Raw genomic sequence first — 24,524 nt, forward strand, 5'->3', positions numbered from 1 at the left:
GAAGCGACCAGCCCCCTTCCCCAACGCAAAAGCGCGCCCATTCGGGCGCGCTTTTTTTCGTCCCAAACCCGCTCAGCCCGCCAACACCGGAAACAGCGTCAACACCACCTTGCCCAGATTGCGGTTGGCCTCGACATAGGCGTGCGCGTCGGCCACCTGGGCCACGGGGTAGCTCGAATCCAGCGTCAGGCGCAGCCTGCCCTGCTCCAGCGCCGGCAAAATCCGGGCTTCCACCGCCCGCGCCAGGCGCGCCTTCACCTCCAGCGGCTGCGGCCGCAGCGTGGAGCCGATCAGCGAGATGCGCTTCATCAGCAACGCGCCCAGGTTCAGCTCCGCCTTGGCGCCGCCCAGCAGGCCGATATTGACCAGCCTCCCGTCCGGCTTCAAGGCCGACAGATTGTCGTTCAGATAGCTGGCGCCCACCGGGTCCAGCACCACGTCGGCGCCGCCCCAATCCTTGACCAAGGCGCCGAAGGCCGGCGTTTGCCGGTAGTTGAACGCCTGCGCCGCGCCCAGTTGGCGGCAAAACGCCGCCTTCTCCTCGCTGCCCGCGCTGGCGAAGGCCTGCGCGCCCAACAGGCCGGCCAGCTGGATCGCCGCCGCGCCCACGCCGCTGGCGCCGGCGTGCACCAGCACGGTCTCGCCGGCCTGCAAGCCGGCTTTCTCCACCAGATTGAACCAGGCCGTCATCCAGGCCTCGGGCAGGCTGGCCGCCTCCACCCAGGACAGCCAGTCCGGCTTGGCGATGGCCAGCGCCTCGTCCAGCAGCGCGTATTCGGCGTAGCCGCCGCCGCCGATCAGGCCGAACACCGCGTCCCCGGGCCGGAAGCACGAGTCCGCGTCCGCCTCCTCCACCACCCCGGCCACTTCCAGGCCCAGAATCGGGCTGGCGCCCGGCGGCGGCGGGTAATGCCCGGCCCGCTGCGCCAGGTCGGCGCGGTTGATCCCCGCGGCCATCACCCGCAGCAACAACTGCCCGGCGCCGCGAAGCGGCGGCGCGATCTCGTCCAACTGCAGGGTGTCGACTCCGCCCGGAGCCGACTGCACGACTGCCAACATACCCCCTCCTTTTACGCTCAAGCGCCTGATTAACAATGCGAAAACCCTTTGCCAAGCCGAACGCGGGCGAGTATCATTTTCGCCCTTGCCTCGATCCGCGCGCCGGACCCGACGCAATCACCGTCTCGCAACACTGGGTTCCCTCACCCCATCCAAATAAAAAGGCCGACATCATGTTTAGCTTTACCCGCCGGCAGCGGCTGTCCGCGCTGCTGTGGCTGTCCCTGTTCCACATCGCCATCATCGCGTCCAGCAACTACCTGGTGCAACTGCCGATCACCGTGTTCGGCTTCCACACCACCTGGGGGGCGTTCACCTTCCCCTTCATCTTCCTGGCCACCGACCTGACCGTGCGCGTGTTCGGCGCGCCGCTGGCCCGCCGCATCATTTTCGCGGCGATGTTGCCGGCGCTGGCGATCTCCTATCTGATTTCCACGCTGTACTATCAGGGCGCCTGGCAAGGCGTCGCCGCGCTGACCAGCTTCAACCTGTTCGTCGCCCGCATCGCCGTCGCCAGCTTCGCCGCCTACGCGCTGGGCCAGATTCTGGACGTGCAGGTGTTCAACCGCCTGCGTCAGTTGAAAACCTGGTGGATCGCCCCGGCCTCGGCGATGTTGTTCGGCAATATCAGCGACACCCTGGCCTTCTTCTTCATCGCCTTCTACCAAAGCAGCGATCCCTTCATGGCCGCCAACTGGGTGGAAATCGCGCTGGTGGACTACAGCTTCAAGCTGCTGATCTGCCTGCTGTTCTTCCTGCCGATGTACGGCGTGATCCTGAACCGCATCCTGAAGCAACTGAGCTTGCGCGGCGTCGAACCCCAATTGCGCGCGGCCTGAGAAACTCTCGGCAGGCGGGGGCCCGCGCGGCCTTGCCCCCCGCGCCTGCACAAGCAAAACGCGGCCGGATTGATTACAATCGGCCATCATGAGTGAAAACTGCTTCCACTGCGGCCTGCCGGTGCCGCCCGACGTCCAGTTCCCGGTCAAATACCGCGAAGTCGATCAGCCCACCTGCTGCGCCGGCTGCCAGGCGGTGGCGGTCACCATCATCCAGTCCGGCCTGTCCGATTATTACCAGCACCGCACCGAGGGCGCGCGCCAGGCCGAACCGGTGCCGCTCGAGCTACTGGAGCAGATCAAACTCTACGATTCCGACGAGCTGCAGCGCAGCTTCGTGCGCTTTGAGGCGGAAAACCTGCGCGAAGCCTCGCTGATGCTGGAAGGCATCACCTGCGCCGCCTGCGTCTGGCTCAACGAGCAGCACATCCGCCAGCTGCCCGGCATCGTCAGCGTCGACATCAATTACAGCAATCACCGCGCCCGCGTGCGCTGGGACAACAGCCGGGTCCAATTGTCCGCCATCCTGGAGGCGGTCAGCGCCATCGGCTACCGCGCCCACCCCTACGACGCCGAACGCCAGGAAGCGTTGAACCAGAAAGAGCGCAAGCAGGCGATCAACCGCCTGTGGGCGGCCGGCCTGTCCATGATGCAGGTGATGATGTACGCGGTGCCCATCTACCTGGCGCCGGACGGCGAGATTTCGCCGGACTTCCTGTGGCTGCTGCACTGGGCCAGCTTCATCCTGACCCTGCCGGTGGTGCTCTACTCCGCCGTACCCTTCTACCGCGCCACCTGGCGCGACCTCAAGACCCGGCGCGTGGGCATGGACACCCCGGTGACCATAGGCATCCTCACCGCCTTTCTGTCCAGCTTCTGGGCCTTGATCAACAAGGTGGAGCACGGCGTCTATTTCGACTCGGTGTCGATGTTCGTGTTCCTGCTGTTGGGCGGCCGTTATCTGGAAGGCATTGCCCGGCGCAAGGCCGGCGAGGCCACCGAGAGCCTGGTCAAGCTGATTCCCGCCTTCGCCCACCGGCTGGCCGGCTGGCCGGACAATCGCCAAAGCGAGGAAACCACGGTGGCGCAACTGCGCCCCGGCGACGTGATCCTGGTCAAGCCCGGCGAAACCATTCCCGCCGACGGCGTGGTGCTGGACGGCCACAGCGCCAGCAATGAGGCGCTGCTGACCGGCGAAAGCCGCCCGGTGAGCAAGGACGCCGGCTCGGCGGTGATCGCCGGCAGCGTCAACGCCGCCAGCCCGCTGGTGGTGCGGGTGGAGCAGACCGGCCAGGACACCCGGCTGGCCGGCATCGTGCGGCTGCTGGACCAGGCGCTGGCGGAAAAGCCGCGGCTGGCGGTGATCGCCGACCGCTTCGCCAGCTGGTTCGTCGCGCTGCTGCTGCTGGCCGCGGCCGGCACCTATATAGGCTGGCACTACATTGAACCGGACCGCGCGCTGTGGATCATGGTGGCGGTGCTGGTGATCTCCTGTCCCTGCGCGCTGTCGCTGGCCACCCCGGCGGCGCTGACCGCCGCCTCCGGCCACCTGGCGGCGCTGGGGGTGCTGACCACCCGCGGCCACGCGCTGGAGACCCTGCCCAAGATCAGCGACGTGGTCTTCGACAAGACCGGTACTCTGACCCATGGCGACATGCGGCTGCTGGACAGCTGGACCGCCCCCGGCCGCGACGCCGCGGCGGCGCTGGCGACGGCGGCGGCGCTGGAACAGGGCTCGGAGCATCCGGTGGCGCGCGCGCTGCTGGCCGCCGCCGGCAACGGCCCGCATCAGGCGGCGGAAGCGCTGCGCAACCATCCGGGCCAGGGCGTGACCGGCCGGCTGGATGGCCGCGACTGGCGCATAGGCTCGCCGGAATTCATCGCCGCCCAATTGGGCGACTGCCCGCTGCCCGCCGCCGACTGGCACGGCGACAAGACCCTGATCGCGCTGGCGGACGACAGCCAACTGGTGGCGCTGTTCGCCATCGGCGACGCGGTGCGCGCCGACGCCGCGCCGCTGCTGCGCCAACTGAAGCAACGCGGCCTGCGCGTGCACCTGCTCAGCGGCGACGGCGCCGGCGCGGTGAGCAGCCTGGCGCGCCAGCTGGACATCGACGCCCACATCGCCCGCGCCGCGCCGGAGGACAAGCTCGCCTACGTCGGCCGGCTGCAAGCCGCCGGCAAGCGCGTGCTGATGGTGGGCGACGGCATCAACGACGCGCCGGTGCTGGCCAAGGCCGACGTGTCCATCGCCATGGGCGGCGGCACCGACGTGGCGCGCGCCAGCGGCGACATGGTGCTGATAGGCGACCGGCTGGGGCTGATCGCCGACGCGTTCGAGCTGTCGCGCAAGACCTTGTCTGTGATACGTCAAAACCTGTGGTGGGCCGCCGCTTACAATATCGTGGCGCTGCCCTTGGCCGTCGCCGGCCACGTCACGCCGTGGATCGCCAGCCTGGGCATGGCGTCCAGCTCCCTCATCGTAGTCGGCAACGCCCTCCGACTGGTCAAACGGAAATCCTGATGGAAAGCCTGTATCTGCTCATTCCGCTCAGCCTGGTGCTGGCCTTCGTCATCGGCGGCATTTTCTGGTGGGCCACCCGCAACGGCCAGTTCGACGATATGGAAGGCCCGGCCCACCGCATCCTGATGGACGACGACAAGCCCAAGGACGGCGGCGACGACAATGCTCCGCGCGGCGACTAGATCCCCGCCCTTCCTCACAAACCCTCCCGGCGGCGCCCTCGCGCCGGGATTTTTTTTGCCGCCGCGCGGCGCGCCCAGCTGTCCCGCCACGACCGGAAATCTCACCCAAATCGAATAAAATCAAGGACAAAGCGCGGTTATCGCTTTCGTTCTCCGATTTTTGCTGTAAAATCGCGCACCTTGAGCAATATTAGCTAATCATCATCTAATAATCGTTGGATCCGCCTGGTTCGGCGCCTCGCGTCGGCTGGTCATCTTCCGCACCTTCATCTCAGGGTTGTTCGTGAATACCTTACAAGCTCTCGTCGGCATGTTGTTCCTGCTTGGCACCGCCTATGCGCTGTCCACCAATCGCAAAGCCATCAACTGGCGCATCGTGCTGATCGGTCTGATCATGCAAAGCACCTTGTTCCTGGTCATCAACTACGTGCCCGCCGCGCGCGCGGTGTTCGAAGCCTTCGGCTCCGGCTTCGCCAAAGTGCTGACCTTCTCCGGCGAAGGCGCCACCTTCGTGTTCGGCGACCTGGCCAAACCCAGCGGCAGCATGGGCTTCTTGTTCGCCTTCATGGTGCTGCCGGTCATCATCTTCTTCTCCGCCTTCAGCGCCCTGCTCTACCATCTGGGCATCCTGCAGCGCGTGGTGGCCGGCATGGCCTGGGTGATGAAGCGCAGCATGAAGCTGTCCGGCCCGGAAAGCCTGACCGTGGCCGGCAACATCTTCCTCGGCCAGACCGAGGCCCCGTTGCTGATCCGTCCCTATATCCAGCACATGAGCCGCTCCGAGCTCGCCTGCGTGATGATAGCCGGCATGTCCACGCTGGCCGGCGGCGTATTGGCCGCCTATGTCGCCTTCCTCGGCGGCAGCGATCCGGCGGAACAGGCCAAGTTCGCCACCTATCTGCTGATGGCCTCCTTCATGAACGCGCCGGCCGCCGCGGTGTTCGCCAAGATCATCTACCCGGAAACCAACCGCGACCACGCCTCCAGCGACAAGCTGGACTACAGCCAGGACGACGATCAGGGCAGCTTCATCAACGCCATCGTCAACGGCGCGATGTCCGGCATGAAGATGGCCGCCGCGGTGGCCACCATCATCCTGGCCATCGTCTCCATGATCGCGCTGGCCAACTTCGTGGTGAAGGACGGCATCGGCGCGGCGCTGGGCGTCAACGAGATGATCAAGGCCTCCACCAACGGCGTGTTCGACGGCCTGACGCTGCAATACCTGTTCGGCCAGGCCTTCCGCGTGTTCGCCTTCATGATGGGCGTCAGCTGGCACGAAACCCTGGAAGTGGGCAGCCTGCTGGGCCAGAAGATCGTGGTCAACGAGTTCATCTCCTATCTGGACCTGGCCAAGATGAAGGCCGCCGGCACTCTGTCGCCGCAAGCCATCCTGATTTCCACCTTCGCGCTGTCCAGCTTCTCCAATTTCAGCTCGGTGGGCATCTGCGTCGCCGGCATCGGCGCGCTGGCGCCGTCGCGACAGAAGGAACTGGCTCAGATCGGCATGCGCGCGCTGGCCGCCGCGGTGATGGCGGGCTTCATGACGGCGACCACCGCCGGCCTGTGGATGTCCATCTTCTAAGAGCTTGTTTACGATCTGCTGCGCTGCGGCGATACGACGTTGAAAACCCCTTCGAAATGCTCATGTACAGTGTGTACACTCCGCTTTCTCAGCTGTTTTCGCCTTGTCTCGCTCTGGCTCGCGAGATCGTAAACAGGCTCTAACAGCGATCGCCGCGCGCAAAACGCCTGATGCTGCGTTGCGCCGACTTGCTTGCAACCCCGCGCTCCGGCGCGGGGTTTTTCATTAACCCGCGGCGGCGTGCTAAGCTGCCGCCATTTTCACGCGCGGCACCGCCAATGGAACGCAAACACTGGGATATTTTCTGCGCCGTGGTCGACAACTACGGCGACATCGGCGTCGCCTGGCGGCTGGCGCGCCGGCTGGCCCACGACTTCGGCCTGGAAGTGCGGCTGTGGGTGGACGACCTGGCCAGCTTCGCCCGCATCGCGCCGGAGCTGGACCTGGCCTTGCCGGCCCAGCGCCTGGCCGACATCGACATCCGCCACTGGCCGGCGGACGGCCCTCCGGACGATACCGTGCCCGCCGACGTGGTGATCGAAGCCTTCGGCTGCCGGCTGCCGGAGCGCTTTGAACAGGCCATGGCCGCCAAGGCGGTCAAGCCGGCATGGATCAATCTGGAATACCTGTCGGCGGAAGACTGGACCCGCGGCTGTCACCGCCAGCCCTCGCCGCACCCGCGGCTGCCATTGACCAAGCACTTTTTCTTTCCCGGCTTCGGCGCCGACACCGGCGGCCTGATCTGCGAACAGGGCTTGCTCGACGTCCGCCGCCAATGGCAAGACGACGCGCTGGCGCGCCGCGCCTACTGGCAGCTGCTGGAGTTGCCGGAACCGGCGGCGGACGAATGGCGGGTCAGCCTGTTCGCCTATGAAAATCCGGCCGTCACCAGCCTGCTGGCCGCCTGGGCGCTGGGCGAGCGGCCGGTGACCTGCCTGCTGCCGGAAGGCAAGGCGCTGCCGGACGCGGCCCGCGTCTTCGGCTACCCGCTGCGCGCCGGCATGCTGGCGCGCCAGGGCCAGCTGACGGTCAAGGTGCTGCCGATGACCGACCAGGACAGCTACGATCTGCTGCTGTGGTCCTGCGACCTCAATCTGGTGCGCGGCGAAGACAGCTTCGTGCGCGCGCAATGGGCCGGCCGGCCGTTTCTGTGGCACATCTACCCGCAGGACGACGCCGCCCATCTGGCCAAGCTTGATGCCTTTTTGTCACAGTACGGCGCGGCGCTGCCCGCCGACGCGGCGCGGGCGCTGATGGCCGCCAGCCATGCCTGGAACCACGGCGCCGACATGGCCGCCGCGTGGACGGAACTGGCCGCCTGGCTGCCCGCCTGGCGCGAGCACGCCGCCGTCTGGCCGGAAAAATTGCTGGCGGGCGGCGATCTGGGCGACAGACTGCTGCACTTTGTCCGGGAAATCGGCTAGAATACGCCGTTTTTCGGAAAGCTTTTTTTCCGACTTCAATCAAGAGTTTGGGACTTTTAGTAATGAAAACCGCACAAGAACTCCGCGCCGGCAACGTATTCATGGTAGGCAGCGACCCGATGGTCGTGCAAAAGGCTGAATTCAGCAAATCCGGCCGCAACGCCTCCGTTGTGAAAATGAAGATGAAGAACCTGTTGACCGGCGCCGGCAGCGAAGCCGTATACCGCGCCGACGACAAGTTCGACGTCATCGTGCTGGACCGCAAGGACTGCACCTACTCCTACTTCGCCGATCCGATGTACGTGTTCATGGACACCGAATTCAATCAGTACGAAGTGGAAGCCGACAACCTGGGCGACACGCTGAACTTCATCGTCGACGGCATGGAAGAAGTGTGCCAAGTGACCTTCTACGACGGCAAGGCCATCTCCGTTGAACTGCCGACCACCGTGGTTCGCGAAGTGGAATACACCGAACCGGCCGTGCGCGGCGACACCTCGGGCAAAGTGCTGAAGCCGGCTCGCCTGGTGGGCACCACCTTCGAAGTTCAGGTTCCGGCCTTCGTCAACACCGGCGAAAAGATCGAAATCGACACCCGCACCAACGAATTCAAGAAGCGCGCCTAAGCGCCCTCTTGCTTCGCAGTGCCCAAAGCCGCCCGGCGCCGATGCGCCGGGCGGCTTTTGTTTTGAGCGATGCCGGCCCTCAGCGCCCTGTCGTGGCCAACGCTTCGCCCTGCCCCGCCGGCAAGGCCCGCCGCCGCATAAAATCCAGCCACAGCTCCGCCACCTGGCGCGGCTGTTCCATCATCGGCAGATGGCCTACCCGCTCCAACACCCGCTTTTCGCTGCCGGCGATGGCGGCGGCGAAGCAGTCCGCGTCCTCCACGTGCAGGATGCGGTCCTCGCGGCCCCAGACGATCAGCGTCGGCGCCTGGATGCCGGCCAGCAGCGGCCGCTGGTCCACGCTGTCGAACAAATCGTCGAAAATCTTGCGCTCCACCGCGGCGCGCTCCGCCTTGCGCGCCGCCGCCACCTCGATGGCGAAGCCGGGCACCCGCGGCGGCCGGTACATCGCCCAGTCCAGCATCGCCCGCACCCCGTCCGCGCTGCTCATGTCCAACATTGGGTTTTCCCCGCTGCGCTGCCACAGCTCGGCCATTTCACTGGCGCTGACGCCGGCGCCGGCGGCGTTGAGCAGGGTCAGGCTGGCCGCCGACTGCGGATAGCGCGCGGCGAAGTTGGCGGCGATGGCGCCGCCCATGGAGTTGCCGATCAGATGGACGCGCTCCGCGCCCCAGACCTCCAGAAAGGCATGCAGCCGGTCCGCCTGTGCCTCCACCCGGTAACTGATGTCCAGGCCGGACATGCTGTCGCCGTGACCGGGCAGATCCGGCGCGATCAGGCACAAGGTCTTGGGCAGGCAGCGCGCCAGCATCGCCCAATGGTCTTTCTCCGCGCCGAAGCCGTGCAACATCACCACCACCGCCGCGCCGGCCGGCGCCGGACGCTCCAGCCAGCTCAGCTCGCCCTGCTCCAGGCGCCGCCGCCGCGGCCTCAGCCCGGCCCAGCGCCGTTGCTGGCGCACGCCCCAGTCAAACAACCATTGCTTGCCGTTCCAGATCCAGCGTCGCCACATTGCGGCCTCCTTGGAGAGAAATCGATGATGAACCGCGCTCAGCCCCGCAGCGCCTGCGCCACCCGCTGCCGCAAAGCCGGCAGCAACTCAGCCTCGAACCAGGGGTGGCGGCGAAACCACAGCTGATTGCGCGGGCTGGGGTGGGGCAGCGGCAGCAGCGCCGGCCAGTGTTCGCGCCAACGCTCCACCGCCTCGGTCAGCCGCGGATAACGGCCCGGCAGATGGTAGCGCTGCGCGTACTGGCCCAGCAAAATCGTCAATTGCACATGCGGCAGGCCGTCCAGCAAGGGCTGACGCCAGGCGGCCGCGCATTGCGGCGGCGGCGGCAGGTCGCCGGACTTGCCGGTGCCGGGATAACAGAAAGCCATCGGCAGGATGGCGATGCGGGTCTCGTCGTAAAACACCGTCTTGTCCACGCCCAGCCAATCGCGCAGGCGCTCGCCGCTGGGGTCGTCGAACGGCAGGCCGGACGCGTGCACGCGCCGCCCCGGCGCCTGGCCGGCGATCAGGATGCGCGCGTCCGGATGCCATTGCAGCACCGGGCGCGGGCCATGCGGCAGGCTGTCCGCGCACAGCCGGCAGGCGCGCACTTGCCGCAGCAGGCCGGCGGCGTCCATGCGCGTCGCCGCTTACAGCACCACGCCGGCCGGCGGCTGGTCGTGGGTCTGGCCGACGGACTGGTGCGGCAGCTCCAGATAGCTGCGCGATTGCATCTCGGTCAGCCGGCTGGCGGTGCGGAAGAATTCGCCGGCCTGCACCCCCTCGGTGTACAGCTGTTCCGGCTCGGCGGCGGCGGAGGCCACCAGCTTGACGCGGTTGTCGTAGAACACGTCCACCAGCCAGGTGAAGCGGCGGGCGATGGACGCCTCGCGCGCGGTGATCTTGGGAATGCCGCTGACGAAGACGGTATGGTATTCGGTGGCGATTTCCAGGTAATCGGTTTGCGCGCGCGGGCCGTCGCACAAGGCAGGGAAGTCGAACCAGATCGCCCCGGCGGCCAGACGCTTGACCGGAATCTCGCGGCCCAGCACCTCGATGGAGCGCTTTTTCTGCTCCACGCCGTGGCTCAGGCGCTGGAACAGCTGTTCCATCTTCTCCTCGCTGGCCGCGTCCGCCGGCACCATGAACAGCGGCTCGCGCGTCAATTCGCGCAGCCGGTAGTCGTTGCCGCCGTCCACGTTCAGCACTTTCAGCTCGCGCTTGATCAGGTCTATGGTGGGCAGGAAGTTCTGCCGTTGCAGGCCGTTGGGATAGAGGCCGTCCGGCGCGTAATTGGAGGTGGTGACCAGCACCACGCCGCGCTCGAACAGCGCCGACAGCAGCCGGCCCAGCATCATCGCGTCGGCGATGTCGCTGACGTGGAATTCATCGAAGCACAACAGGCGGGTGTCGCGGGCGATCTTGTCGGCGTAGGCCAGCAGCGGGTCCTTGCTGCCGGCCAGCGCGCGCAGCTCGCGGTGCACCTCGGCCATGAAGTTGTGGAAATGAATGCGGCGCTTGCGGCGGTAAGGCACGCAGGCGTAGAAGGCGTCCATCAGAAAGCTCTTGCCGCGCCCCACCCCGCCCCAGAAATACAGGCCTTTGGGCACGTCCGGGCTGCGCAGGCTGCGCCCGAGGAAGCGGTTGCGCTTGTTCTTGAACTCTACCAGCTGGTGCCACAGCAGATCCAGTTCCTCGATCGCCGCGGCCTGGGCCGCGTCGTGGATGAAGCCGGGCTTTTCGCTGGCGGCCTGGTACCAGGCCTTGGGGCTGAGATGGGCGTTCCCATCCGGGGAGAAAGTGTGCTGGGACATGGGCGGCGGAGTGTTCAAACGCTATGACGATACGGCCTGACATCATACCCCGTTTGCGCGCGCGGGCAAAAACGACGCGCCGCCCTTAGAGCGTGTTTACGATCTCGCGAGCTAGGGCGAGACAAGGCGTTGCGGCTGAGAAAGCGGAATGTACACGTGGTGCATCAGCATTTCGAAGCCGGCACTCATCGCACAATCTCTCTACCGACGCGCGGCAGATCGCAAGCAGGCTCTTAGGCGGCGGCGTTGTCCAGGCACCGGTTCAATCTCCGCCGCGCTTCGCCGGGTCCTGCTCCGGCTCGCAAGGCTTTGCACCCGTCCTAAACCTGGCTCAGGCTTGACCGTTTCTTTGCGCGCGCACCTTGCTCAGCAAGGCGTCCAGCACTTTCCGCGTCTGCATGGGCTGAGCCGCGGCGATCACGTATTTGCCGTCCACCACCAGCATGGGCGTGCTGCTGATCCGGTAGTCCTTGGTGAACTTGGCGGCGGCCTCCACCTGGGCCTTGACCGCGAAGGAGCGATACACCGCCATGGTCTTGGTCGCGTCCACGCCCGGCTGGCGGCGCAGCCACTTCTCAAACTCCGCCTCGTTGCCCAGATGGACCTTATCGCGCTGCACCGCCTGGAACGCGGCGCCGTGCAGGCGCTCCGTCAAACCGGCCGCGCTCAAGGTGGCGAACACCCGCGCATACCCTTCCATCGGCTTGCCCCACACCACGTGCTTGCGCACCACGCGCACATCCGCCGGCTGAGTCTTCAGCCAGGCCGATATCGCGACGTCCTGAGCCTGACAATAGCGGCAAGGATAGGAGAAAAACTCGGCCACCTCGATCTGGTCGCCGCTGGACACCGGATGCGGCTTGGGCAATACCAGGTAATCCTTGCCCACCGTGGGCTGCGCTTGCGCCGCGCCCAGCGCCAGAACAAACCAACACAACAGCAATAACGCTTTCATCGACATACACTCCATTGATTCCGCCGCCGGGCTTCGTCGCAGCGCGCGCCCCGCGTTCAAGGGAAGCGGGGAGGACGCATCAGGCCGTGGCCAGCAAAGTCGGCACCTCGGCCGGCTTTTCCACCTTGTTCAGCCTGGGCTCGGACTTGGCCGGGCCGCGCAAGCGCTGCAACTCCTCCTTCAGCAGCTTGATTTCCTCTTGCAGCCTGTGACGCATGTCCGCCTCCGCCTTGCGCACATCCAGGCTCAGCTTTTTCTCCATTTCCGTCGTCAGCTTCTCATCGAGAAACGACTCGTACTTTTTGAACAGCTCATCGCGGTAAACGTCCAACTGCAAGCGCAGCATGAGGTTTTCCTCCTCCATTTCGGCCAATTTGTGCTGGAACTGGGCGACATTCATATTGAAGTTCATGCTTTCTCCTAGCAGATGGCTCGCAAACGGCGCGATCAGCGCGTGCCGACAGGCCGGAGCGGGATTCCGGTTAAAAAAATATCCCTCTCCGCGCAGGGAGAGGGAGGCAAACATAATAGGTTTGCAATAGACACTAGGCAGCTCAACACCGGGGGATCGGCGTGAGACCCTATGCAACAGGACGCCGCATAAGATGGGCAAAGTATGCGCAAACGCGCCGCCGAAAAATATCTGACCAGTACGAAAAACCGGCGCCGCCGCGTTTTTTTCCAACGCGGCGGCGCGGCGGCTCAGATCAGGCGATTGAGGCGGTTCAAGCCGCGTTTCAGGCGCTGCTGCACCGGCTCCAGCAGGGCCACCGCCTCCTCGCTGCTGAACAGCAAAGGCTCGTCGCGGCGCTGCAGCAACGTCAGGATGGCTTGCAGGCCGACATGGGCTGAGCGGATATCCATCAAGCCTTGCAACAGGCACGCGTCCATTTCCGCGCACTGCTCGGCCATCTGGCGGCCAAGCAGGGACAAGGCGGTCCGGTCTGGTTGGGTGTCCAGCAGGTTCTGGTTCAGCTGCTTCAATTGCTCCATCACGGGCAATGGGACTTTCATCGTCGCTCTCCTTAACGGTTCGCCAGCGCGCGCTCGATGCCGGCGGCCAGCTTCAGGATATGCGCGTCGCGGCCCTGCAAGCCGCATACGCCCAGGCCAATCTGGCCCGTCAGCGGCAGGCTGGCCGCGCAGCCATCCAATAGATTGATCACCGCGCTATTGCGCAATACCCGTTGGTTCAAACGGGCGTAGTCCTCGTCGTCGTCCAGCTCCGCCAGCTTGGGCGGCAGAATCGCCACCGTGGGCATCAGCCAGGCGTCGGCCATGGACAGGCGATGCGCGGCGACGGCTTGCAGCGCCCGGCGCCGCTCCAGCAGCTCCAGATAACGGACCGCGCTCTGACCGGCGCCCTGCCTCAAGCCTTGGGCGATGCGCGGGTCGTAGCAGTCGCCGCTCTCGCCCTCCAGCCGCTCCCGATGCCAGCGCCAGGCCTCGGCCGCCGCCAAGCCGCCCTGGGCGTCCATATCCGCAATCCACCCAAGCTCGGGAAAATCGAAACGGATGATGCGGGCCCCCGCCCGCGACAAACACGCCAGCGCGTCGTCGAAAGCCTGGGCCACGGTTGGGTCCGTCTGGTCGGCCAGATAGTCTTCCGTCACGTAGAGCCGGCGTTTTTTCACGTCGGGCGGCTGGCCGCTCGCATGGGCGGGCAGCCAGCCTCCGCTGAGCGCCGCGTCCAGGATGGCGCAGCAGGAGACCGAGCGCGCCAGCGTGCCGATGGAGTCCAGCGACGGCGACAAAGGCAGGCAGCCCTGCATCGGCATCCGCCGCGCGGTGGCCTTGAAGCCGACCAGGCCGCAAAAGGCGGCGGGGATGCGCGCCGAACCGCCGGTATCGGACACCAGCGCGGCGGCGCTCAGCCCCAGGGCCACGCTGACCGCCGCGCCGGAACTGGAGCCGCCGGCCACGCACTCCGGGTCGCCGGGGTTGCGCGGCGTGCCGTAATGCGGATTCAGGCCCAGGCCGGAATAGGCGAACTCGCTCATATTGGTGCGCCCCAACAGCACCGCCCCGGCCTGGCGCAGCTTGCTCACCGCCTCCGCGTCCAGGCCGGCCGGCGCAGAGGGCTTCAACACCACGGAGCCGGCGGTGGTGACCGCGCCCTGGATATCGAAGCTGTCATTGACCGACAGGGGAATGCCGGCCAGAGGGGTGGAAAAACGCTTGCTTGCGTCGATACGCCGGGCGGCGGCCAGCGCGGCGTGGGCATGCACCTGGGTGAAGATCGCGCCCTCCGCGCCTTGATGCCCGGCAATGGCGTCCAGCGCCCCTTCCGTCAACGCCACGCTGCTGGTGTTGCCCAGCAGCAGATTCCTGTGCATCTGCATCACAGTGGGCTTCATGCTGAGGGGAAGTGAGATAACTGGTAGGAGTTTACCGAGATAAATCCGGGATGACTCGGGATGATGGCGGACTTCGTGGGATGGGACTTGGAAATGTGTTGCAGCCAGTGAAACAGTTATCGCTGGCTGCTTGGGTCAATCAATGGCCAAACATGTCGCCTTGCCGACGGGCCATTTCTTCTTGGCGGACTGCCTTCACGATCTTGTAGACCCATTGTATCGACACGCCGTACTTGCGCGCGAGTTCGCTATGGTTGGCGCCATCGAAATCGTCAAAGATACGGCGGTCTCTTTCCGATAGCCGGATCGAAAGCCCCATCGGGAAATACACGTTCTGGCCACCCCAGTGGATGGCCATGCGGTTGGCGATCTCTCTGCCCAGCTGGATGGCGCGCTCTTGCTCCATGCTGGCCAGCTCCACCAGGGCCACCGCTACATGATCGGCCAGGTCGAGGAGCAGCTCAGGGCCTTTGCTTCGAAATTGGTCTCTCATTGCATGGTCTCCGTGGTGAAGTGGGTCAGCACCGCCTGAAACGCCGTTTCGGTCATTTCCGCGACGCTGGTCTTGTGGCCAAGCACAGCGCCGGCGGCCTCTCGCATTTGCTCTTCCTGCGCCGCCTGCGCCTCAATACCAGCCGGTACCGGCAACCCCATGGCCCTGTGCAGTTGAGCACGGCGAGCCTTGACCACTCGCTGGCGCCATTCCTTTAGATGCTCAATCACCAGGCTGGCCTGCTCCGTCGACAGCCACTGCAATGTGTCGACCTTGGCCATGCGCTTCACAAACGTCGCCAGGGCTTCCTCGGATGCGTTGCGCACCACTTCCATGCCGGCGAGTTCCAGCCATATGCCGCGAATCATCTTTGACTGGCAGTCTTTCGCCAGGGGCCGCCCGCCGGCTTTGGAACGCACCTTGAAGCCTGCCTGCTTCATGTATTCCAAAACCTGGCTGAGCTGTGGAATGGTCAGCTTTGACGACGACGCTTGCTTTCCAATCCGCTGCAGGATGGCGCGATAGCTGTCGTCATCCAGTGCGAGATCGCGCTTGGCGACGTGGATCAAGCGGATCAGGCGCTGACGGTTGTCGACATGCGTCACAGGAAGCTTTCCATTAGCGCCCTTGGCCATCTCACACCCCCGCGATATCAAGAGCGATCGGCTGGTACTGATCCGTCTCGCCGATGCGTTCGTAAACACGAATGTAGGACTTGCTGCCTACTACCTGGACGGCCTCGCTGATTGCCACCATCGCGCGCTGCCAGCGCTCGTCCTTGATCTCGTAGCGGCGCAGGGCCAGCACGCGGGCGGTGTTGATCTGGCCCTCTTTGTCGCTATCAAAAGCCTTGTTTACGATGGCCTGCAGCTCCGGCCGCGCGCCCTCCGTCCAGTCCGCCAGGCATTCGTCGATCAACACGCGGGCGGCTTGCAGCCGTTCGTCAAAGGCGATGCGGTCCTGAATCGCCCGCTGGATGCGGTACTTGCCGTCGAAGCTGTAGAGGGTCAAGTTGCCCTTTTTACCGCCCAGCTTGGCGTCGTATTGCTCCACCGACATATCGATGAAGGCGGAGATGTCGCCAAACGCCTGAGCCTTGAAGTCCGCCAGCACCTTGGTGACGCCACGGGCCTTGTCGACCAGCTCTTTCACCAGCCGGTCGCGTTCCTTGTCGATCGGCTTGATCAGACTTTCGGGAACCAGGTAGCCCTTGGCGTCTTGCCAGTAGCCGTCTGGTACGTTTTGCTCGGTAGTCATTTGCTGATCCTCATCATCATTTGCTTCACTTTCGCCAGTTCCTTCCGGTTCTTCCGCAGCCACTCATCGGTAAATTGCGGTTCGGCCGATGCGCTCCAGAACTGGCGAGGGCGGGTATTCGGTACTTCAGCCTTGGGCTCAACAGGAGGCTCGGCCTTGTCCTCCTCCGGGGCCGGCGCCGAGTTCGCCGGCGCAACCTGGAACGGCTTCAACTCGTCGAGGTAGTCCAGCCAGACGATTTGCCGGGCCTCGCGGCGGTCAGTCCCCTGCGCCACCAGCCGCTCCACCTCTTCGGCCAGACGCTGCCGGGTGGCAGCGTCCAGTTCCGGTTGCGCCGTGTTCATGCCGCCTTGGGCGCCAGCCGCAGCAGCCTGCGCTTGCTTTGCACCAACTGCCGGCCAGTGCGGTAGAGCTGGTAGAAGGCCTCACGGCTGCAGGCCGCCGGCAATACCAGTTTTTCGAGGTCCCAATCGTCGTTGCTGAACTTCATCGTGGGATCAATACGCGCTTCATCCTCAAACTGAACCGAGTACATATCCGCCACCAGTTCCAGGGTGTGATCGCTGAAACAATAGATGTCGAAGTGGTTCCCGCCCGCACCCGCCTGGCGGATGATCTGCCATGGCTGATAGGTAGCGATGCGGCCAAGCGCGGCGATTTCATTCTTTACACGTTCCATTCCCACCCCCTCAATGACCAAATTCAGTCCACACCACACGGCAGCGGCCCAGCATGAACTGGCCTTCCCGGTACGGGCCGCAGTGATCACGCCGGCCGTAGCTGTAATAGACCGCCTCGCCCTGGTTGATCATGCGCAGGCACTTGCCGCAGCTTTGGATGCGGATCGTAGGGCGCAGCACGGACGACAACTCCACCGCCACCACCACAAAACCGTTTTCAGCCAACGCTTCCACCGAATCGACCACGCCACGGATGGCCGACAGCACTACCTGGTTGCTGTTGGGTGTTTTTGAGATAAGAGCTTGCGGCACCATGTCACACCCCCCGGACCACATCGGCGTTGACCAAAGGCACCCCCAGGTCGGCGGCCAGGTTCATGCACGCCGTCAGCAGATTGCCCACCGCCAGCGGATACAGCAGCGACACCGTCTCCGGGCGATCCCGGCGCGTGGCTACCGTCAGCTTGGCGCGCAAGGCGTCGATGCCGCTGGCGTCGATCACTTCGCTGACCGGCTTGCTCATGCGCTCGAACTTGAACTTCAGGTATTCGTCCAGGCGGCCGCCCTCCAACGGGGCCAGCTCCACCATCTCGCAGCGCTGCACCACCTCGCGCACGGCCGCGTCGCGCTCGCTCAGCTTGGTTTTCAACTCGGGTTGGCCGATCAGGATGATCGACAGCAGCTTTTTGAAGCCCAGCTCCAGTTCGAAGAAACGCTTCAGGTGCTTGATGGTGGGGATAGGCAGCGCATGGGCTTCGTCGATCACCAGGCAATGGCGGAAGCCGGCGGCGTGGCTTTCCTTGAGCGCCTTGTGCAACTGGGCAAAGCGCGCCTCGGGGCTGCTCTTCGGCTTCTCCAGTGGCGCCACGGCGGCCATGAGCGCCTCGGCGATGTGCGTGGCTTTCAGGGTCTTGCCCTTCTGGTCGTTATCCTCCATGCCCAGCACATAGGGCTTGATCACCAGGATCGGCTGGGTCTCGCGCAGGATGCGGTCCTCCAGATCGCGCATCAGCGTGGTTTTGCCGGCGCCGGATTCGGCCACCACCGCCAGCAGGCCGCCGTGTTTTGCAGTCTGCAGCATCGCTTCGCGGACATAGCGGATGTCCGGGCTGACGTACATATCCTCGTGCGACTGGATGGCGTCATCGCCAAATGGGTCGCGGAATAAGTTGAAATGCTTGCGGGTCGCTGGAAACAGCGCTTGTTTACGCAGTAACATGGATTCCTCCTGGTTGGACTCTGTAGCGGTTTTCGACGGGGAGACCGAGCGGGCCGCGTTGGCGCGCGGCTCGCTCACCTCTTCAAAGACGCTGTCGATGTCGCCATCGGCCGCGCCGTGCGCCTGCAGATAGCGGATGATGCTTTCCTGCAGATCGGTTTCATCCAGGCTCTTCGGCCATTCGCCGTGATTGACGATCTGGGCCACCGAGGCTTGGGATAGGCCGAGGTGTTCGGCCAGATCGGACTGCTTGCGGCCCACGGCCTGCAGTACGCTTTTCAGCTTCAACATGACACTCTCCTTATGCCGTCTTCACCACGCGAAGCGGCGACTTCATGCCCGCAGAGGGGCTGCATAGCTCGGCCACAATCGCGTCGAGCTGGTCTTCTGGAACACCGGCCGGGTTGCGTTGGGCTAGCCACTGGAAACGATCCGCCGTCCATTCGCCGCCGGCGGCGGTCACGCGCTGTTTCAGCTGCTTGGCGGCTTCGATCAAGGTCAGCGGCGGGAACTCGACCTGAGGCGCGGCCAGCCCGTGTTCGGTGCCACGACGCGGCAGGTAGGCCGGCAGTTCCGCCTCTTCGATATGCTTGTAAGGGTCCAGACGGCCGCCAAAGGGAATCTCCTTGGCTTTGCGCGCGGCCTCGGCCGCCGCCGGGCTGTCGGTGCCGGTGACGATCTGTTCGATCTGCTTGAGCGCGGCCTGGGCCGGTGTCTCGGCGTGCTGTTTGTACGACTCGCCCAAAGTGGCGGCCGTCGTGGCGAACCCGAACTCGTTTTTCAGCACTTCGTTCACGACATGGAACACCTCGCGTCCGTCTTCGCCCACCAGGACGACTTGGGCGGCGTCCTGGCGCCACGGGTTGCGGGTGACCATCAGCTTCTCGCCCACCATCACGTCCGGCACCGTCGACACGTCGTACTCGCGGCCTTGGAATGACACGCGCAGCTTCGGCGATACCTTGCGGCTTTCCGGCTGGGCCACCGCCAGTTCGCGGCACACTTCCACAGCGGGCGCCTTGATCAGTTGGCTGACCTGGATGGCCATCCAGGCCTGGCTGCGGGTTTTTCCATGGCGGCTATGGATGGCGGTGGCGTTGAAATGCATGCGCCACCGCTTGGCCAGCGCGTTGAGCTCGTCCAGGCTGTTGACCGGCTGAAACTTCAGGCCAGGCTCCAGCTTGCGTTCAATGATGTTGCGCGCGTTCTCCACCTGGCCGGTGGCGCGGGCATTGCCCACCTTATGGACAAGAAACTCAATGCCCAGCGCGCGGCATAGATTGCGGGACATCGCGGCGGTGTTGGCCGAGCCGGCGTCCAGCATCAACTTGCGAGGCACGCCGTGCAGCAGATCGGCGCCGCCGCGTTCCTGCATCGCATTGATCAGCACCGAACACAGGTTCTCGCCGGACTCCGCGCCCATCACATACTCGACATAAATCCAGTCGCTGGCGTGGTCGGTGATTTCGTAGCTCCACACCCGGTCACTGGCAATGCGCGCCACGTTCTTCGGCTTGTTCTTGTAGAACTCGGTGTGATCCATCACCCGCAGGCCGTTGGCGCGGATATCGGCCGAGGGCTTCAGGTAATAGAGCACGCACAAGCTGGCGTCGATCTGCCAGACATGGTTCGGGTGCAGGCTGGCCAACTCGGTGACAGGTGCCGGGGCCAGCAGTTGATCCGGGTGCAGGCCATAAGTGCGCAAGGCGCGGGAGATCGTGCTTTCCGACAGCGGCCGCAGCTCGCCGGTTGCGGTATCCAGGAACTCGGCCCGGATCATGCCGTTGGCCCGCAGGGTCTCGATGGCGTCCGCCACCGAGTACAGCCGCTTGCCGTTCTTCCGGGTGGATTCCATCAACAGCGCCGAGATCAGCAGCGCCTCGTCGCGCTCCAGCGCGCTCTGGCCCGCGTCTGAACGGCGCTTGCGCGGCGACGTCAGCGTCAGTTCCTTGATCTTCTTCATCAGCGTGGCGCGAGAGATGCCCAACTCGCGGCAGGCCGCATCGTAAATGGCACCCTTGTCGCCATGCCCGGCTGTGCGGGCGGCCAGGGCCGCAGCCACAACACGTTCGTTCATGACGGCGCTCATGGCTTACCCTTCCGCCCGCAGCAGGTCGAGCTGACCATCATTGGCCGGCAGCACCGGCTCAGGGTCGCGCAGCCAATCCGGTGTTTCCTGCCCGTCCGGGCGCTCCTTAATGCCGAACTCGCTGCGCAACTGCCGGGTGGACAACTCCAGTTGGCCAATCAGGCCGGCCATGAAGTCATCATGCGGCAGCCCGTGTTTTTCGGAGTGCTCAACCAGGGCCTGGAAGGCGGCATGCAGCTTGCCGCGCACCACGGACTCAGCCTCGAACGCAAACTGGCTGGCCTCCTTGCGGATATCCGCACCCTCGACATCCGGCGGCGGCACTTGGACGCGGGCCTTCTTGGTGGACAGCTTGGCCGCCAGCTCGTCGAGCTTGGTGTTTTTGTCGGATAGCAGCCGGGCCTGCGCCTCGGCGTCCTCACGGGCCTCGCGCAGCTTGGCGCGCAGTTCCTTGACGCTCATGGTGGCGATGTCGTCGAGCGTCAGCTCTCCAGTCTGGCCAGACAGCTCCAACTCTTCGATCTGCTCGTCGTCCAGGACCAGCATCTCGAACAGCTTGGTCTGGTTACCTGCGGCTTTCAAAAGCGGCGTTGACGCCGCATTTGAAAACTTGGCGGCAGAAGCCATGAATTTCTGTGCCACACGGACTTCGATGCCTAGTGCATCGATGCGGGGAATGAATTGTCCATGTTCGCAGGCCTCCTTCAATACCCGCAGGCCGCGGCCGACTTCCAGGCAGGCCTCAACGCTGCGGCGCATATTGGCCGCAATGTCGCGTTGGATCAGATCGGGATCAGTGCAGTCGGCGGGCAGTTGATAGCCCAGTTGTGCTGCCACGGCGCGCACCGTCGCCTCTTGCTCGGCGTGCATCACCGCAAGGCGATTAGCGGCTTCGGCCATGGCGGGCAGCGCCGGCAAGGTGTTGTCGGTGGCTTGGGGTTGGGTTTCTGCAGCTTTACGGGCCATGTTCTTCTCCGATTACAGATAGTTGGTTGCCAGGCGGTTCTGGATTTCGTCGATGCGCTGCTTGGCGCTGTCCAGGCTGCGCAGGATAGCCACCGCGTGCTGGGCCAGCTTCACCGAGGGGCGGATGCGGCCGGTCTCGGGGATGCGCTCGACAAAGCCCTTTTCTTCCAACGTGGCAACGTAGCGGGTGATGTTCGACGGCGACAGGTCGGTGGCTTTGGCCAGCTCTCCCGGTGTCAGGCCGTGGGCGAAGTGCCCCAGCAGCACGGTCAGGACTTCCAGCACCTTTTCGGCGCTCTTGGTGGTTTGGCTTGGCGCGCTCATCAATAGCCTCCCAGTTCCAGTTCGGGTTGCAGGTGTTTTTCGACATTGCCGCGATGCCAGGCCAGGCCTTCCATCGCCTGCTGGATGGCCGCCAAGGTATCGGCGGCTTGAGCCTTGCCGGCGTAGAACTGCAGCAGCCTGCCGGCGGCATCGTTCAGCACGCTCTGCAAGGTCTGCATGTCTTCGGCGGAGGCGTTTCGTCCAGACGGAATATCGATCAGCAGGCTGCCGCCGCTGGCGGCCAGCCACCGGGTGGCGTAGTTGATGCCACACACTGTTTCGTAGGCGCGGATCATGTTGGCGGGGATGCGTCCGGTCTGAATCCACTTGTAAACCGTCCAGTGGTCGCTCAGCCCCATGCGGTCGGCAATGCGCTCAACCGACAGGTTATGCCGCTCTTTTGCGTAGTCCTTGCACAGCTCCAGCGCATTGCGCAATGAGCTTGGCTGGACACGCTTCCAATTGCGCTTGGTCATTGGAATACCTCCGGTAAAGCGGCTTCCAAACAAAGTGCGGTTTTGCATCTGTCGCAAGACGTTTGCGCCAAGTAGCATGAAAAGCGGATAATTCGCACAAGGAAGCCAATGATGTCCGCACTGGAACAACGACTGCAGGCCCAGATCACCGCGCAGAATCTGGTGATCGAGATGCTGCTGGATGCCACCTTCAAGGCCGGCGTGCTGGATGCCCAGCAATTGGTCGACAGGCTGGAGCAATATGTGGCGGCGCCGAAGGCAGCCGGCTTAGAGCCCGGAGCTGTGGCGGCGCTGACCGATGAAGTGGATGCGTGGGCGGACATGGTGTTTGACCTATATGGAAATCAGGCGGCCAGTCACGCAGCGGAACGGCGGCGGGTTTGACACAAAGCGTTGGCAGGGTCGGTACAGATTTCTCCGGCCTTCATTCCCAACTTGATGGCAATCTCATGGGCTTGCCCACGGACGCATTTTTTGCGGCCACCCAAAACCTCGAATACCAGGTTGGGAGAGAACTTGTTGGCGATCGCCCACTGGGTGATCGAGATGCCTTTGGACTGGAGCTCGGCACGAGCTTCAGCAGCGGTACGCAGTATCATGTTGGCTCCTGTAGAGGGGCTGATGGCGCTTAATTTGGTGCCGGTTAAGTTGCCGTTCGTGGTGGGACGGTGTGATCTGATTATTGTGCAGAAATCTGCACAAGTCAAATGTATATATGTGCGGAGATTTTCTCTTGATTGATGTAAGGCTTAGAGAAGAGCGGGACCGATTGGGGCTAACCCAAGAGGTCTTTGCTGATGCAGCAGGAGCCAAGCGCCGCACGCTTGTCGACTGGGAGAAAGGTGTCTCCTCTCCAACTGCAGTACAGCTTTCCGCATTGGCTGCAGTGGGAGTCGACGTTCAATACGTCCTGACCGGGCAACGTAAGGGAAGTGGATTCGGGGAGTCTGCGGTGCATCAAGCGGTACTTGATGCCGTCGATTTGCTGTCGTTAGAGAAGAAAGTGGATGCAGCTCAGTTGGCTAAGGCTGTCGTCAAACTTGTGATGAAGTCTGCTCCATCAACCGAAAGCAGCGCTTCGGTGCAGGTTGCTGGAGACTTCAACGGCCAGATGGTCGAAGGAGATGCAATCAATACAGGCACAATGAATTTTGGTGGGAAGCATCGACATAAGAAGAGCTAAGAGGTTGTATGGAGACGAGCAAAAAACAAATCATATACGGCGACTTCAACGGGCAGCTGGCAAATGGCAACATCAATAACCATATCCACCACGACCAAGGACGACCGCTCACAGGCAAAGAGCGAGTAGAGATAAACAATAAAGTCAAGATTCTGCATGAGAAGTATGGTGAGCATGGCGGGCGGACTTGGACGTTTCTGCACAAGACGATTGGGGTCGAAAACGTTGATGCAATGTGCTTGGGGCATCGTGATGCCGCGCATGCCATCGTCGATCTGCTGCTAGAACGCGCGGAGTTGGCGTACCAGCTAAAACAAACAACGAGTGCGCTGCAGCAGCTGACGGAAAAGCATACCTCCTTCTCAGACCAGCTTAAATTTGCACAGCAAGCCAAACACAAGCTTGAGCAGCGGCTTCTTCAACAAGAGAGAGCGCTAAGCGAGGCACAGAACAGCGTTGCCTACCTGAGAAGCCAGCGCACGCCATCTCACTGCACCCAGTGTGCATCAGCAGCGGACATACTTGGACAGACTAGGAAGAACCTTGCTGTTCTGATCGCAATCACTGTGGTTGCCATTGCTGTGTCGGTCTTCTTTGGATATCAGCGTTACTCTTTGGCTGGACAATTGCAGTTCGCCCAGCAGCAACTGGTGCGCTGTGAGTATGGTGGCAGCCTATTCACGGTTGGCAGCATCATCGACAATAAGAATGCCACCGACCTTCGGTGTGTATCTGGCAAAGATGGTTTCGCCCCACAGTGGCAGGCTATTTCTCCCAAGAGCCCACAGACCAAAAGTAAAGCTTTGCCAAAAAAACAAGCCAAGCCCAAGCGCCAACAACGAGTAGAGCCTGAACCGATTCCCGAGATGAATTTAGAACAAACCTCCCCGGCCGATGGTATGGAGAAACTGTTCTAGTAGCCTTTAAAAAGGAAGCTGAGATGCGATTTTTGGGTTTAGCTGCACTGTTCATTGCAGGTCAAACATTTGCAGCCAGTCCGCTGGATGCAAGCAACTACATTCGTGATCTTGATGTGGCGACCAAGGCTGCGGAGCCCATCTTGAAGTCAGGAGATCAGAAGACCATTCATGAGCAGAGCAAGCGTATGAGTAGGCTCAAAGAGGATGGGAAAAAGTTCGGCACCTCTGTCTTTGACCGTCCGTTTGGTCGTTGCTTTGCCGCAGGGGTTCATGCTCAAAGCTGGTGGCTGGCCAAGCTTGGCACGGCCCAAGCTGGCAAAGAATCTGTGCTTGGATCTGTAGCTGGAACGTGGAAGGAATACCAGACGCAGCGTGGCGAGTGCTTAAAAATAGCCAAGACTGGTGGAGAGGCTCCCGCAACAGAGCAAATCGCTTCTACTAGTGAGACACCTCCACGGCTAGGATGTTTGAAGGTATTAGGTATACGTCCTGATGGAAGCGTGGGCACAGTTGCCTATACTTGTAAAAAGTGACTACCCATTCCCTGAAAAGCACGCCTAA

At 63.4% G+C, this 24,524-nt stretch carries 30 protein-coding genes; 10 read left to right on the plus strand and 20 right to left on the minus strand.

The window, feature by feature from the left end:
- Positions 1 to 72 precede the first annotated feature (72 nt).
- Positions 73 to 1,059, minus strand: coding sequence for an NAD(P)H-quinone oxidoreductase (locus JW897_RS21580; protein ID WP_205467580.1), 987 nt, complete (start codon positions 1,057 to 1,059; stop codon positions 73 to 75).
- A 173-nt stretch (positions 1,060 to 1,232) separates the two neighbouring features.
- On the opposite strand from JW897_RS21580, the gene JW897_RS21585 reads away from it, so the two are divergent.
- The 6 genes from JW897_RS21585 (at position 1,233) to efp (ending at position 8,239) form a co-directional block, all read left to right on the plus strand.
- On the plus strand, positions 1,233 to 1,898 hold the full coding sequence (locus JW897_RS21585; protein WP_205467581.1) for a 7-cyano-7-deazaguanine/7-aminomethyl-7-deazaguanine transporter: 666 nt from the start codon (positions 1,233 to 1,235) through the stop codon (positions 1,896 to 1,898).
- A gap of 88 nt (positions 1,899 to 1,986) precedes the next feature.
- Entirely contained in the window at positions 1,987 to 4,422 is a 2,436-nt protein-coding gene (locus JW897_RS21590; protein WP_205467582.1) for a heavy metal translocating P-type ATPase, read from the plus strand.
- The gene (gene ccoS, locus JW897_RS21595; RefSeq protein WP_048412242.1) at positions 4,422 to 4,604 is read left to right on the plus strand and encodes a cbb3-type cytochrome oxidase assembly protein CcoS; all 183 of its coding nucleotides are present in this window, start codon (positions 4,422 to 4,424) and stop codon (positions 4,602 to 4,604) included. The genes JW897_RS21590 and ccoS overlap by 1 nt, the downstream gene beginning before the upstream one ends.
- Positions 4,605 to 4,887: 283 nt before the next feature.
- A complete protein-coding gene (locus JW897_RS21600) occupies positions 4,888 to 6,189 on the plus strand; it encodes a NupC/NupG family nucleoside CNT transporter (RefSeq protein WP_048412330.1) in 1,302 nt (433 codons plus the stop codon).
- Positions 6,190 to 6,467: 278 nt separating this feature from the next.
- The gene (gene earP, locus JW897_RS21605; protein ID WP_205467583.1) at positions 6,468 to 7,613 is read left to right on the plus strand and encodes an elongation factor P maturation arginine rhamnosyltransferase EarP; all 1,146 of its coding nucleotides are present in this window, start codon (positions 6,468 to 6,470) and stop codon (positions 7,611 to 7,613) included.
- Between the two features lie 62 nt (positions 7,614 to 7,675).
- Positions 7,676 to 8,239, plus strand: coding sequence for an elongation factor P (gene efp, locus JW897_RS21610; protein WP_048412240.1), 564 nt, complete (start codon positions 7,676 to 7,678; stop codon positions 8,237 to 8,239).
- 79 nt (positions 8,240 to 8,318) lie between these two features.
- On the opposite strand, the gene JW897_RS21615 is transcribed toward efp, so the two are convergent.
- From JW897_RS21615 to JW897_RS21700, 18 genes are all read right to left on the minus strand, one after another.
- Positions 8,319 to 9,251, minus strand: a complete 933-nt coding sequence (locus JW897_RS21615; RefSeq protein WP_205467584.1) for an alpha/beta fold hydrolase — start codon at positions 9,249 to 9,251, stop codon at positions 8,319 to 8,321.
- A gap of 38 nt (positions 9,252 to 9,289) precedes the next feature.
- Positions 9,290 to 9,868 carry a uracil-DNA glycosylase family protein gene (locus JW897_RS21620; RefSeq protein ID WP_048412238.1) on the minus strand — a complete coding sequence of 193 codons (579 nt, stop codon included), beginning with the start codon at positions 9,866 to 9,868 and terminating at the stop codon, positions 9,290 to 9,292.
- Positions 9,869 to 9,880: 12 nt separating this feature from the next.
- The gene (zapE, locus tag JW897_RS21625; RefSeq protein WP_048412237.1) at positions 9,881 to 11,044 is read right to left on the minus strand and encodes a cell division protein ZapE; all 1,164 of its coding nucleotides are present in this window, start codon (positions 11,042 to 11,044) and stop codon (positions 9,881 to 9,883) included.
- Between the two features lie 331 nt (positions 11,045 to 11,375).
- Positions 11,376 to 11,999: a thiol:disulfide interchange protein DsbA/DsbL gene (locus tag JW897_RS21630; protein WP_205467585.1), complete on the minus strand. Its 624-nt coding sequence runs from the start codon at positions 11,997 to 11,999 to the stop codon at positions 11,376 to 11,378.
- A gap of 79 nt (positions 12,000 to 12,078) precedes the next feature.
- Positions 12,079 to 12,411 (minus strand): hypothetical protein, encoded by a 333-nt coding sequence (locus JW897_RS21635; protein ID WP_048412235.1) that lies wholly within the window; start codon positions 12,409 to 12,411, stop codon positions 12,079 to 12,081.
- 290 nt (positions 12,412 to 12,701) lie between these two features.
- Positions 12,702 to 13,013, minus strand: coding sequence for a DUF1484 family protein (locus JW897_RS21640; RefSeq protein WP_156187719.1), 312 nt, complete (start codon positions 13,011 to 13,013; stop codon positions 12,702 to 12,704).
- 11 nt (positions 13,014 to 13,024) lie between these two features.
- The gene (locus JW897_RS21645; RefSeq protein WP_275899895.1) at positions 13,025 to 14,356 is read right to left on the minus strand and encodes an amidase; all 1,332 of its coding nucleotides are present in this window, start codon (positions 14,354 to 14,356) and stop codon (positions 13,025 to 13,027) included.
- Positions 14,357 to 14,495: 139 nt separating this feature from the next.
- Positions 14,496 to 14,849 (minus strand): Mor transcription activator family protein, encoded by a 354-nt coding sequence (locus tag JW897_RS21650; protein WP_048410762.1) that lies wholly within the window; start codon positions 14,847 to 14,849, stop codon positions 14,496 to 14,498.
- Entirely contained in the window at positions 14,846 to 15,484 is a 639-nt protein-coding gene (locus tag JW897_RS21655) for a gp16 family protein (protein ID WP_205467587.1), read from the minus strand. The genes JW897_RS21650 and JW897_RS21655 overlap by 4 nt, the downstream gene beginning before the upstream one ends.
- Before the next feature lies 1 nt (position 15,485).
- Positions 15,486 to 16,106, minus strand: coding sequence for a DUF3164 family protein (locus JW897_RS21660; protein ID WP_205467588.1), 621 nt, complete (start codon positions 16,104 to 16,106; stop codon positions 15,486 to 15,488).
- Positions 16,103 to 16,450 carry a hypothetical protein gene (locus JW897_RS21665; protein WP_205467589.1) on the minus strand — a complete coding sequence of 116 codons (348 nt, stop codon included), beginning with the start codon at positions 16,448 to 16,450 and terminating at the stop codon, positions 16,103 to 16,105. Before JW897_RS21665 ends, JW897_RS21660 begins: the two co-directional genes overlap by 4 nt.
- Positions 16,447 to 16,785, minus strand: coding sequence for a hypothetical protein (locus JW897_RS21670; protein ID WP_205467590.1), 339 nt, complete (start codon positions 16,783 to 16,785; stop codon positions 16,447 to 16,449). Before JW897_RS21670 ends, JW897_RS21665 begins: the two co-directional genes overlap by 4 nt.
- Before the next feature lie 10 nt (positions 16,786 to 16,795).
- Complete coding sequence (locus tag JW897_RS21675; protein ID WP_205467591.1) at positions 16,796 to 17,101, minus strand: hypothetical protein; 306 nt, start codon at positions 17,099 to 17,101, stop codon at positions 16,796 to 16,798.
- Position 17,102: 1 nt separating this feature from the next.
- On the minus strand, positions 17,103 to 18,296 hold the full coding sequence (locus JW897_RS21680; protein WP_205467592.1) for an ExeA family protein: 1,194 nt from the start codon (positions 18,294 to 18,296) through the stop codon (positions 17,103 to 17,105).
- A 10-nt stretch (positions 18,297 to 18,306) separates the two neighbouring features.
- Positions 18,307 to 20,082 carry a DDE-type integrase/transposase/recombinase gene (locus tag JW897_RS21685; RefSeq protein ID WP_240352325.1) on the minus strand — a complete coding sequence of 592 codons (1,776 nt, stop codon included), beginning with the start codon at positions 20,080 to 20,082 and terminating at the stop codon, positions 18,307 to 18,309.
- 15 nt (positions 20,083 to 20,097) lie between these two features.
- Positions 20,098 to 21,060, minus strand: coding sequence for a hypothetical protein (locus JW897_RS21690; protein ID WP_240352326.1), 963 nt, complete (start codon positions 21,058 to 21,060; stop codon positions 20,098 to 20,100).
- Positions 21,061 to 21,072: 12 nt separating this feature from the next.
- Positions 21,073 to 21,384, minus strand: coding sequence for a helix-turn-helix domain-containing protein (locus JW897_RS21695; protein WP_205467594.1), 312 nt, complete (start codon positions 21,382 to 21,384; stop codon positions 21,073 to 21,075).
- Positions 21,384 to 21,860, minus strand: a complete 477-nt coding sequence (locus tag JW897_RS21700) for a hypothetical protein (RefSeq protein WP_240352327.1) — start codon at positions 21,858 to 21,860, stop codon at positions 21,384 to 21,386. Before JW897_RS21700 ends, JW897_RS21695 begins: the two co-directional genes overlap by 1 nt.
- Positions 21,861 to 21,968: 108 nt before the next feature.
- Between JW897_RS21700 and JW897_RS21705 the strand changes: the two genes are divergently transcribed.
- Positions 21,969 to 22,244, plus strand: coding sequence for a hypothetical protein (locus JW897_RS21705; RefSeq protein ID WP_205467596.1), 276 nt, complete (start codon positions 21,969 to 21,971; stop codon positions 22,242 to 22,244).
- On the opposite strand, the gene JW897_RS21710 is transcribed toward JW897_RS21705, so the two are convergent.
- The gene (locus JW897_RS21710) at positions 22,217 to 22,459 is read right to left on the minus strand and encodes a DNA-binding protein (RefSeq protein WP_081555693.1); all 243 of its coding nucleotides are present in this window, start codon (positions 22,457 to 22,459) and stop codon (positions 22,217 to 22,219) included. The genes JW897_RS21705 and JW897_RS21710 overlap by 28 nt on opposite strands.
- A 134-nt stretch (positions 22,460 to 22,593) precedes the next feature.
- On the opposite strand from JW897_RS21710, the gene JW897_RS21715 reads away from it, so the two are divergent.
- From JW897_RS21715 to JW897_RS21725, 3 genes are read left to right on the plus strand one after another with little or no spacing between them, the layout of a single operon-like run.
- The gene (locus JW897_RS21715) at positions 22,594 to 23,043 is read left to right on the plus strand and encodes a helix-turn-helix domain-containing protein (RefSeq protein ID WP_205467597.1); all 450 of its coding nucleotides are present in this window, start codon (positions 22,594 to 22,596) and stop codon (positions 23,041 to 23,043) included.
- Positions 23,044 to 23,051: 8 nt separating this feature from the next.
- Complete coding sequence (locus JW897_RS21720) at positions 23,052 to 23,960, plus strand: hypothetical protein (RefSeq protein ID WP_205467598.1); 909 nt, start codon at positions 23,052 to 23,054, stop codon at positions 23,958 to 23,960.
- Positions 23,961 to 23,983: 23 nt separating this feature from the next.
- On the plus strand, positions 23,984 to 24,496 hold the full coding sequence (locus JW897_RS21725) for a hypothetical protein (RefSeq protein ID WP_205467599.1): 513 nt from the start codon (positions 23,984 to 23,986) through the stop codon (positions 24,494 to 24,496).
- The last annotated feature ends 28 nt before the right edge of the window (positions 24,497 to 24,524 follow it).

The organism is Chromobacterium alkanivorans, from assembly GCF_016937655.1.
Taxonomy (GTDB): Bacteria; Pseudomonadota; Gammaproteobacteria; order Burkholderiales; family Chromobacteriaceae; genus Chromobacterium; species Chromobacterium alkanivorans.

Coding starts and splice junctions, on each gene's coding strand:
- JW897_RS21695 (WP_205467594.1), bottom strand. CDS start 21,384: ATGAGCGCGCCAAGCCAAACCACCAAGAGCGCCGAAAAGGTGCTGGAA.
- ccoS (WP_048412242.1), top strand. CDS start 4,422: ATGGAAAGCCTGTATCTGCTCATTCCGCTCAGCCTGGTGCTGGCCTTC.
- zapE (WP_048412237.1), bottom strand. CDS start 11,044: ATGTCCCAGCACACTTTCTCCCCGGATGGGAACGCCCATCTCAGCCCC.
- JW897_RS21645 (WP_275899895.1), bottom strand. CDS start 14,356: ATGAAGCCCACTGTGATGCAGATGCACAGGAATCTGCTGCTGGGCAAC.
- JW897_RS21665 (WP_205467589.1), bottom strand. CDS start 16,450: ATGAACACGGCGCAACCGGAACTGGACGCTGCCACCCGGCAGCGTCTG.
- JW897_RS21725 (WP_205467599.1), top strand. CDS start 23,984: ATGCGATTTTTGGGTTTAGCTGCACTGTTCATTGCAGGTCAAACATTT.
- JW897_RS21660 (WP_205467588.1), bottom strand. CDS start 16,106: ATGACTACCGAGCAAAACGTACCAGACGGCTACTGGCAAGACGCCAAG.
- JW897_RS21670 (WP_205467590.1), bottom strand. CDS start 16,785: ATGGAACGTGTAAAGAATGAAATCGCCGCGCTTGGCCGCATCGCTACC.
- JW897_RS21650 (WP_048410762.1), bottom strand. CDS start 14,849: ATGAGAGACCAATTTCGAAGCAAAGGCCCTGAGCTGCTCCTCGACCTG.
- efp (WP_048412240.1), top strand. CDS start 7,676: ATGAAAACCGCACAAGAACTCCGCGCCGGCAACGTATTCATGGTAGGC.
- JW897_RS21615 (WP_205467584.1), bottom strand. CDS start 9,251: ATGTGGCGACGCTGGATCTGGAACGGCAAGCAATGGTTGTTTGACTGG.
- JW897_RS21590 (WP_205467582.1), top strand. CDS start 1,987: ATGAGTGAAAACTGCTTCCACTGCGGCCTGCCGGTGCCGCCCGACGTC.
- JW897_RS21580 (WP_205467580.1), bottom strand. CDS start 1,059: ATGTTGGCAGTCGTGCAGTCGGCTCCGGGCGGAGTCGACACCCTGCAG.
- JW897_RS21705 (WP_205467596.1), top strand. CDS start 21,969: ATGATGTCCGCACTGGAACAACGACTGCAGGCCCAGATCACCGCGCAG.
- earP (WP_205467583.1), top strand. CDS start 6,468: ATGGAACGCAAACACTGGGATATTTTCTGCGCCGTGGTCGACAACTAC.
- JW897_RS21710 (WP_081555693.1), bottom strand. CDS start 22,459: ATGATACTGCGTACCGCTGCTGAAGCTCGTGCCGAGCTCCAGTCCAAA.
- JW897_RS21630 (WP_205467585.1), bottom strand. CDS start 11,999: ATGAAAGCGTTATTGCTGTTGTGTTGGTTTGTTCTGGCGCTGGGCGCG.
- JW897_RS21675 (WP_205467591.1), bottom strand. CDS start 17,101: ATGGTGCCGCAAGCTCTTATCTCAAAAACACCCAACAGCAACCAGGTA.
- JW897_RS21685 (WP_240352325.1), bottom strand. CDS start 20,082: ATGAACGAACGTGTTGTGGCTGCGGCCCTGGCCGCCCGCACAGCCGGG.
- JW897_RS21585 (WP_205467581.1), top strand. CDS start 1,233: ATGTTTAGCTTTACCCGCCGGCAGCGGCTGTCCGCGCTGCTGTGGCTG.
- JW897_RS21680 (WP_205467592.1), bottom strand. CDS start 18,296: ATGTTGAAGCTGAAAAGCGTACTGCAGGCCGTGGGCCGCAAGCAGTCC.
- JW897_RS21635 (WP_048412235.1), bottom strand. CDS start 12,411: ATGAACTTCAATATGAATGTCGCCCAGTTCCAGCACAAATTGGCCGAA.
- JW897_RS21620 (WP_048412238.1), bottom strand. CDS start 9,868: ATGGACGCCGCCGGCCTGCTGCGGCAAGTGCGCGCCTGCCGGCTGTGC.
- JW897_RS21640 (WP_156187719.1), bottom strand. CDS start 13,013: ATGAAAGTCCCATTGCCCGTGATGGAGCAATTGAAGCAGCTGAACCAG.
- JW897_RS21720 (WP_205467598.1), top strand. CDS start 23,052: ATGGAGACGAGCAAAAAACAAATCATATACGGCGACTTCAACGGGCAG.
- JW897_RS21655 (WP_205467587.1), bottom strand. CDS start 15,484: ATGGCCAAGGGCGCTAATGGAAAGCTTCCTGTGACGCATGTCGACAAC.
- JW897_RS21690 (WP_240352326.1), bottom strand. CDS start 21,060: ATGGCCCGTAAAGCTGCAGAAACCCAACCCCAAGCCACCGACAACACC.
- JW897_RS21700 (WP_240352327.1), bottom strand. CDS start 21,860: ATGACCAAGCGCAATTGGAAGCGTGTCCAGCCAAGCTCATTGCGCAAT.